This window comes from Neobacillus terrae, assembly GCF_011393025.1.
GTDB classification, from domain to species: Bacteria; Bacillota; Bacilli; order Bacillales; family Cytobacillaceae; genus Neobacillus_A; species Neobacillus_A terrae.
Window position 1 is genome coordinate 1 of record NZ_JAAOEO010000054.1, and the last position, 7,272, is coordinate 7,272.

The following is a 7,272-nucleotide window of genomic DNA, read 5'->3' on the forward strand; positions in this document are numbered from 1 at the left end:
ATCTATTGATTGTACAACTATAGGGTGTGATGCTTAATTAAGTATTTGCATTTATTGGTTTGATTAAAAAAGCAGATAGTGAAGTAATGTACTTAAAGTAACGGGGGCGTTACTTGAAGAGAGTAAGTTCTAGGACCTAAAATGGTCCTTTTTTATTTTTACTACATATAGAACTCTTGTTCGTATATAATAATATAGAGGTGAGTTTTATGGCGATACGTGACCGTGGTAAACAGAAATGGCAATTTGCTTTTGGGATGCCTGAATTGATTAAGGCACAACGATATCTATGGATTGACGAGGAGCGAATGAAAAAGCCTATCATTGATGAATACGAAAAGGAAGAGTTTGACCAATGTATCTGTTATGCGATGGAGTATAACCTGTCAGTAAGGATAACTATATGGACTGAAGGCTTTACATCCGATATAACTGGTCACATACATTATCTAAACCCCATATTGCACCAGTTACATATTGAACTGCAAGAAGGTGAGTTTTGCAGAATTGATTTTAATGATGTTATACAAGTGTCTGTTGTTGATTAAATTGGTTCAAATTTTAATCTGTATTTGTTGGATTCTTCAGCTAACGGAGCAGGATAGTTGAAGAAGGAAAAAGTTATTTAAAGGTAGAATTATTGAAACATCATCCAAAAGGAGTGCATTTCATTGAACAAAACGTACGAAGCTTTAGAATGGCTTAAAAATAACAATAATCCATCAGCATTGGCATCTGACAGGTTTGGCGAAAATGAAAATGCTGTCCAATTTGTTGAAAAACTTTATGAACTTGGAGCACTAAAGTTAAGCGTTATTGGTATTTTCGATGAACCAGAACGAATAGAAGATGAAGGAGGACCATATGCTACTCACCTAATTGTTGATTTACCTGATGATATTGAAAAGCGAAATAAGATTATTAAGTTTTATAAGAATGAAATGAAAGAACAAGGGATTGAAGAAGGAGAAGGAATATTAGAATGGAATGAAAGTAAATTGAATGAAGGGAAACTGGCATTTGGTTGGCATTAAAATATATGTCACTGAAGAAAAACCTTCTTTCACTACCGGGGGCTTATGTTGAGTATTGGTGTTGCTGCGGCAACTCCTTTTTTGGTTATTCAGTTAAAGAGTCATATAAGTTTAAGAAGATATTAACATACAGAAAAAACCACTCTCTGTTTTCTTTGATGGAGAGTGAGGAGAACTTCTATTAAAGAAGTTAAGATATAAAAAAGACACTGGGGGAACCAGTGCTGAAGAAATTACCTTTTTATAAACCAAATGTATCATTGTATTTAAAGTTTGTCTGTGAAAGTTTTGTGAAACTGGTTTCTTCACCAAACGTGGCAGGTTAGTTTAATAAAAAGGAGAAATATAAAATAAAGCGAATTATTTTAATAAATTCTATTTTTAGGAGGTTTCAATGAATCCTGTTTTAAATCAAATCGGAACAGTCTTTATTCCTGTAAGTAATGTCGAAGAAGCACGGGATTGGTATTGTGATATTTTGGGGTTAGATGCAGAAGGTGAGATTTTATTTGGGCATTTATTTATTGTACCAACAACGAATGGAACTGGAATTGTATTGGATAGTAAGATCTATTCAGAAGAAAATATTTTCAAAACCCCAGCTTTTCATTTTAATGCCCACAATATCGAAGCAGCCTATAAGTTTTTGAAGGGTAAAAATGTTGAATTAACAACAGAAATTGAGCATAATCATTGGTTTAATTTCAAAGACCCTTATGGAAATCATTTGATGGTATGCAGGTGTTAACCTTTTTTCACCAATCGAGGAATAGGTCCAATATAGGATATATGCCTTTTTTTTGTGGAACTAAAGGGGGCTTATGTTAAAAATGGGATGGCTGCGGCTATCCTATTTTTTATTGTGCTAACGTGGCAGAATAGTTAAAGATTAATAATTTTTTATCAAATCGATGAATTGTCAAAATACTATGATGAATGTCCAAACCATTCTTGTATTAAGAAAATATATATATAGTGAAGATGCTTTTCAAGTGCTGATTAAATGTAATTTTAATAGAGAATTTACAAATCAGCTAGTCTTCACCCAATGCACTTACTATTCTGGTTACGCTAGAAGTACGCAACCGTTCTTGATGATACCTTTATTTAAAAGAAAAAGAAAAAGGGGTCAAAAAAGAAGCCATCAAATGGGAAGAAGAATGGTGAAAAAAACGGACCACCAAATCCATAACCATCATTTGAGTTATGAGATTCTAATTCCGCAATTTCCAGGCCATCTTTTTTAACATTTACGACTTTACCTACAGCCCATTCTCCGTCTTTATTTCGAAAGCGTATCATTCTACCTTTTAAATGCTTTGCACGTTCATAATTTAATTCCACTGCAAAATACCTCCTTTCTATATTGGACTTGCTATATCATATGAAAGGAGATATTAAGTTGCTAGGGCAGTCTACCATAAATTAGATTTAAACAAACAATTGAAGCATATAGACGGTTCTTGTTGAAGTAACGGGTGCTTGAGTTGAAAATTGAGTTGCGGCGGCAGCTCCTTTTTGTTGTTGATCGACTAACGGATCAGTTTAGTTAAAGAGAAATTGATAACTCATTTCTATTTGGGAAAATTAGAAATGAGGTGAATTTATTTTGAAAACATTGGGTCTACTGCTCTTTATCATATCCTTTTTTACCTTTGGGTCATTTGAAGTTCTCGCACAACCTAAAGTATATCCTGTGTTAAGTCAACAAGTAGACTCGCCAGAGCTTAGGATTCAGGATATGCTAATGAATTTTTTAAATCCTCATATTGATGATGCTGTTTGTAATTATTACAAACAAATATTAACAGTATGTCCGACGGTTTATCTTATTTCGTTGATGTGATAAAGTCACAACGGATGAACCAATTTCGAGGTTTTATCTTGCAAATTACACTGGATGTAACCCCAACAGTTGGACCGCATATTTCTGTTGGAAAGGACCGCATTACTTTTGAAGTATCTGCGGGACCTACCGTCAGAATGATAAACTATGAACACTTAGAGACTCACGAATTACCAGAGAACTGGAAGGACATCATTAGAGGACCTTTATAATTTGTTGAACTAAAGGGTGCGTTGATCCAGCAGGATTAACTCACTTTTTTGTTGAATTCCTTATTATGCTAACGGGCAGTTTAGTGCAATAAGGTGAAACCTTAATTTCAATATAACCGTATTAACTTATAAATATCTATATCTATTCTTATAGGAGGACAAAATGCTTTTGATTTCCTTAGTCTTAATGGTTTTAGGTGTAGTAATAATAATTGTCGGTTTTTCCATCAAACGAAAAGGAAAAACATCATTCATTGCAGGTAATAATGAAATGTTTGTCCCGAAAAACGAAAAGAAATTAGCTGGGCGAATAGGTTTTGTGGTTATGTTATTTGGCGTTGAGACAGCATTATTCCCAGTCGTATTTAAATTTTTTTATAGTATTGAGGGATACCATTTTGCAGTATTAGCTGTTCTTCATATTTTTGCTGTATTTTTTTTAATGTTAATAGACCAAATGGAGAGGTAAGGTAAAAGTTCTTACTCAACTAACGGGTGCTTATGTTAAAAATGGGATGGCTGCGGCTATCCTGTTTTTTTATTGTGCTAACGTTGCAGGATAGTTCAATAAGGAATGATATAGAATAGAGGCTGCTAACAACATTGGAAATGGAGATAGATATGATGTTTAGACTTAATTCATTAGTACCAGAGTTATCAGTTTCAGATATAAATAAAAGTCTTAATTTTTATTTAAACATTCTCTCGTTTAAGTTAGAGTATCAACGTCCAGAAGATAAGTTCGCTATGTTATCACTAAATGACTGTCAAATTATGATTGAAGAGATAAATGGCTATTGGCAGACTGGGGAGTTATCGTATCCTTTTGGGAGGGGAATTAACTTTCAAATAACGGTAAGTGATATTAACGAAATATATAAAAGTCTGGATAGGCTACACTTAGTTGGACAGAAAAATTAAGGTCAAGTAGACTACTTATAACACTATCGAGGAGAATCTACTCTGACAAAAAAGGAACGTCGAACTTTTACTACCGAATTTAAAAATCAGATGGTACAACTATACCTTAATGGAAAACCAAGAAAGGATATTATCCGTGAGTATGATCTCACCCCCTCATCATTGGATAAGTGGGTGAGTCAAAGCCAGAATTCCGGATCCTTCAAGGAAAAAGATAATCTGTCACCCGAGCAACAAGAACTAAATAAACTGCGAAAAGAAAACAAACAGCTTCAAATGGAAAATGACATTTTAAAGCAGGCTGAGCTGATACTAGGACGAAAGTAAATGTGATTAAGAACAATGAACATAAATACTCGATATCAGCAATGTGCAAAGTCCTTCAACTTCCCAGAAGCACCTACTATTATGAAGAAAAAGAAAGAGAATCAGAGGATGACCTGACCACTGCCATCATTGATATCTTCCAAAAAAGCCGTCAAAACTATGGGACGCGCCAGATTAAGATAGAATTGAAAAAGCTGGGCCATCGGGTATCTAGACGACGGATTGGCCGGATCAAGAACGAGCAGGGCTTAGTTTCAAACTATACAGTCGCCCAGTTTAAACCTCATTCAACCAAGTGCAATGAATCCGATCAAAAAAACGAATTAGATCGGGATTTTAATCAGGAATATGAACTGACAGCTGTGGTAAGCGATTTAACATATGTAAGAGTCAATCAAAAATGGCATTATATATGCGTATTTGTCAATCTCTTTAATCGAGAAATCATTGGTTTTAGCACTGGACCAAACAAAGATGCGACTTTGGTTTATCGTGCCTTTGCATCTATTCAAAACGATTTACGTAAGATTGAATATTTCCACACTGATCGTGGAAGTGAGTTTAAGAACCAGCTGATTGACAAAGGACTGAAGACGTTTGATATCAAGCGATCGCTCAGCATGAAAGGCTGCCCCTATGATAATGCAGTAGCAGAGGCAACGTTCAAGATTGTTAAAACAGAGTTTGTAAGAGGACAGCATTTTACTAGTTTAGAGGAATTAACGAGAGAATTACAAGACTATGTCCATTGGTTTAATCACATTCGTATTCACGGAACGTTAGGGTATTTAAGTCCCATTGAATACAAACTTGAACACCTTAAAAAAACTGTCTAGTTTAGTGTTGACAATCCAGTCTAAGAATGTATCAGTATCCGATTAAGATAGAAATTCAGGAGAATTGGTATAGAGCAGATACTAAATTAGTAGGTCAGAAGGAATTTTTAATCATGGACCCAGACGGATATTTATTAAGGTTCGTCCAAACCTTGGGGGAAAGAGAAAATGAAGGGAGGTCCAGTTGTAGGTGATTAACTTGTTTTCATAGAAAACTGCATTTCCTAATTGTATCTCGTTAATGAACTCCTATGAAAATAAAAACTGAAAAAAGGCATACAAAATAGACCCAGAAAAACCAGTTTTTAAAAAGATGCTGGGCCTCATAAAAGTTAGATATAAAATTGGTGGTAAATGGCTTGGGTTCAGGCCTTTCTCGTTGGAGTAAAATAAGTGCATCTGGAGCAACAACCAGAATTAGGATTAATCTCCCATGAGTGCTACCCATCAAGGGTGCGACAGTCGGTGGTACACCGTGGTCGTTGGAGTCAGACTAACGGATGGGCTCTAGGCACCATAGTTCAAAGACCTTCTTCTCCAGCATTAAACAGTATAGTCTGCACAGCCTATTTTCATTCTCTGTGGTGAATCGCTGATCTGTGCGATTCATGGATGGGCCTTGAGTTCAAGAAGGGGTTGCAGCCGCAACTCCTTTTATTTTGTGCTAACGGGCAGGTTAGTTGAACAAACCCTCTTTCTAATAAAAGGATATTTTCTTTCTTTGGGGAATTAACAGTTTACGGATGCAAGTGTTCCTATTTATGCTTTTTATCTATCTCTGACTTTTTGTAATGGATACCCTGACTTCTTCCAGACATAAAAGACTCCTTGTTTGTAGGACGTAAAGGTCTTCGCACCAATAAAAATGCCATCCCTAACAATAGATTGGGCAAACTCGGGTTTGATTCCGACATAGATAGGTTCTACACCCATTAAGCTAAGAGCAGTTTGCATCTGTTGCAAACGAGTTGCGGTTTCAGGAGTAATTCCCTCATTTACTTCTGATAAATCAAAAAGTACGTCATTAATTTGATGATTGACACAGTATTTTAATACTTTGCTCTCAATATGATTAATTCGGTCTCCCGTGATTTTCCCGAGAAGTGGCACCAGGACAGAAGTATCATTAGCAAGTGGAATAATAGGGCTTTCCAATTCTTTAATTTGTTCGTTTCTCTCTTGGATGGCATTTTCAAATTCTGTGAGATCTTTCCAAGTAAGAATATAACCCAGCTTTTCTCCTGTTTCAGAGGTTAAGGTGTTGACAACGATATTTGATTTAAATCTTTGAAATAAAGTTATATTTGTTGAATGAGGAAATTGACCATTTTTTAAATATTCCAACGATTTTTGCCTGTGAAATTTAGAAATGTTTTGCCCAATAAAATCTTCTGGGTTTTCAATATGTACAAAGGGTCCAATTACTTTAAGGAGCTCTTTTGCAGATTGGTTAATCCATACAATTTCATATTCAGCATTGGTAATTAATATATTTTCACTAACCTTATCAAGTAGCGTTGGAATGTTTGTTTTGTTAAAAAGTTCAATAGTTATGGCGAACCTCTCCTTAATTAATATAGAACAAGTATAATGGAGACATGGAAGTATTACAATTTTGAAAATTGAGAAAATATTAATATAACTACTTATTATGGAGGATTTGATAACTCGTGCAGCGAATCTAGAGAAACCATTTTGCTCTCCTCCATTATTAATGTTCTCTTTTTACTTATCTACAAAAATGTGAGGGGCTAAATAAGGATACATATACAGTCGAGTTATTGAACTAAAGGAGCAGGTTTGGAAGAACAATCACTATTTTTCTGTACCCCTTTATCCACTCCCCTCACCTCAAACCAATAGTTTACGGTGGAGTATATTATAGAGACACATTCATTCACCTAAACGGACTTTTGACAAGGATCTTTTTGGTTCTTTTTCTTTTTAATTCGGAACACAACAGCTAACCTAATAGGTGCGTTGTTCCCTGGAAGGATTAACGGCCTTTTTTGTAGTTAAGCTAACGGGGCAGCATTCCTGTAATGAGTGAAAATGGAGTTTGAACAAAAAAATAACCTCTTGGTAGAATGAGAAGG

At 35.2% G+C, this 7,272-nt stretch carries 10 protein-coding genes; 8 read left to right on the forward strand and 2 right to left on the reverse strand.

Annotation, left to right across the window (positions count from 1 at the left end; translation table 11 throughout):
- Nucleotides 1-209: 209 nt before the first annotated feature.
- The 3 genes from G8761_RS26255 (at nt 210) to G8761_RS26265 (ending at nt 1,782) form a co-directional block, all read left to right on the forward strand.
- Complete coding sequence (locus G8761_RS26255) at nt 210-548, forward strand: YolD-like family protein (protein WP_166030881.1); 339 nt, start codon at nt 210-212, stop codon at nt 546-548.
- 123 nt (nt 549-671) lie between these two features.
- A complete protein-coding gene (locus G8761_RS26260; protein WP_166030882.1) occupies nt 672-1,034 on the forward strand; it encodes a hypothetical protein in 363 nt (120 codons plus the stop codon).
- A gap of 394 nt (nt 1,035-1,428) precedes the next feature.
- Complete coding sequence (locus G8761_RS26265; RefSeq protein WP_166030883.1) at nt 1,429-1,782, forward strand: VOC family protein; 354 nt, start codon at nt 1,429-1,431, stop codon at nt 1,780-1,782.
- Between the two features lie 359 nt (nt 1,783-2,141).
- On the opposite strand, the gene G8761_RS26270 is transcribed toward G8761_RS26265, so the two are convergent.
- On the reverse strand, nt 2,142-2,378 hold the full coding sequence (locus G8761_RS26270) for a hypothetical protein (RefSeq protein ID WP_166030884.1): 237 nt from the start codon (nt 2,376-2,378) through the stop codon (nt 2,142-2,144).
- 403 nt (nt 2,379-2,781) lie between these two features.
- Here G8761_RS26270 and G8761_RS28235 point away from each other — a divergent pair, with 403 nt between their 5' ends.
- The 5 genes from G8761_RS28235 to G8761_RS26290 all read left to right on the forward strand — a co-directional run bounded on the left by G8761_RS28235 (nt 2,782) and on the right by G8761_RS26290 (nt 5,176).
- Nucleotides 2,782-2,880 carry a hypothetical protein gene (locus tag G8761_RS28235; RefSeq protein WP_420800292.1) on the forward strand — a complete coding sequence of 33 codons (99 nt, stop codon included), beginning with the start codon at nt 2,782-2,784 and terminating at the stop codon, nt 2,878-2,880.
- Between the two features lie 38 nt (nt 2,881-2,918).
- Nucleotides 2,919-3,092, forward strand: a complete 174-nt coding sequence (locus G8761_RS27775; protein WP_275940748.1) for a DUF3888 domain-containing protein — start codon at nt 2,919-2,921, stop codon at nt 3,090-3,092.
- A 163-nt stretch (nt 3,093-3,255) separates the two neighbouring features.
- A complete protein-coding gene (locus tag G8761_RS27525) occupies nt 3,256-3,561 on the forward strand; it encodes a hypothetical protein (protein WP_243450166.1) in 306 nt (101 codons plus the stop codon).
- A 134-nt stretch (nt 3,562-3,695) separates the two neighbouring features.
- On the forward strand, nt 3,696-4,013 hold the full coding sequence (locus G8761_RS26880; protein WP_207789361.1) for a VOC family protein: 318 nt from the start codon (nt 3,696-3,698) through the stop codon (nt 4,011-4,013).
- Nucleotides 4,014-4,055: 42 nt separating this feature from the next.
- Nucleotides 4,056-5,176, forward strand: a protein-coding gene (locus G8761_RS26290; RefSeq protein ID WP_207789362.1) for an IS3 family transposase whose coding sequence is annotated in 2 segments (ribosomal slippage) — nt 4,056-4,317 and nt 4,317-5,176 — 1,122 coding nt in all. Because the reading frame shifts where the segments join, the coding sequence is not laid out codon by codon here.
- Nucleotides 5,177-5,944: 768 nt separating this feature from the next.
- Here G8761_RS26290 and G8761_RS26295 read toward each other — a convergent pair.
- Nucleotides 5,945-6,892: a PAS domain-containing protein gene (locus tag G8761_RS26295; RefSeq protein WP_338001043.1), complete on the reverse strand. Its 948-nt coding sequence runs from the start codon at nt 6,890-6,892 to the stop codon at nt 5,945-5,947.
- Nucleotides 6,893-7,272 lie beyond the last annotated feature (380 nt).